The sequence below is a fragment of the Prevotella conceptionensis 9403948 genome, assembly GCF_000312305.1.
Lineage (GTDB): Bacteria > Bacteroidota > Bacteroidia > Bacteroidales > Bacteroidaceae > Prevotella > Prevotella conceptionensis.
The window spans coordinates 1-607 of sequence record NZ_HE999533.1; the positions used below are offsets into that span (position 1 = coordinate 1).

The 607-nt window shown below is 53.2% G+C and carries 2 protein-coding genes; both read right to left on the reverse strand.

The window, feature by feature from the left end; genetic code table 11:
- Positions 1–183 (reverse strand): CHC2 zinc finger domain-containing protein (locus BN93_RS18905; protein ID WP_044261274.1); only part of this gene is annotated, 183 nt, incomplete at its 3' end.
- On the reverse strand, positions 183–607 hold a 425-nt coding region (locus BN93_RS16140), incomplete at its 5' end, for a conjugal transfer protein TraO (protein WP_019189296.1). The genes BN93_RS16140 and BN93_RS18905, both read right to left, overlap by 1 nt.

The window sequence follows — 607 nt, forward strand, 5'->3', positions numbered from 1 at the left end:
GCCTTTGCCCGTTCCAAAATCGAACCAGATATTCTTGGCGGTATCGACCTTGAAAGAGGGTGTCCGCTCCGTGCGGTACGGAGCGGAATACCACAGGGCGTTTCCTCTCTGTTTGGTCGGCTGAATCCCCATTGCGTTCAGGAAGTCCGCAATCGAAATTGCTCTCATCTTATCCACCTCCATCAGTCCAGCATGATTTTCAGTCCGACACCGTATTGTGTATGAAAATGCCCCATAGAGCCTCCCCACAGACAACGTTCCCTGCCGTAGAGCTGCAACACCAATCTATCCGTCAGATAGGTCTCCGCTTGTAGGGTGATTGCCCCACCGTAAATAAAACCGTCTTTATTACGTACTGTGGAGCCATCAAAGAGCAGTTTCTTTCCACCATTGACCGTCTCATAGCCCGCCAAGGCGGAAATACCTGCTGATAGGAAAAAGGTTTTACTTCCGTCTGAAAGCACGCCAGAGAAGAAACCTCCCTCGCCCGTGAACTGCTCCACAGGGATACGGCTATCCCGATAAGGGTGGTATCTGCGGAGATACTCCGCCCCGAACACCCATTGGTGTCCGCCTTTGGCGTAGGTGGCGAGCGCAGCCCCGAACG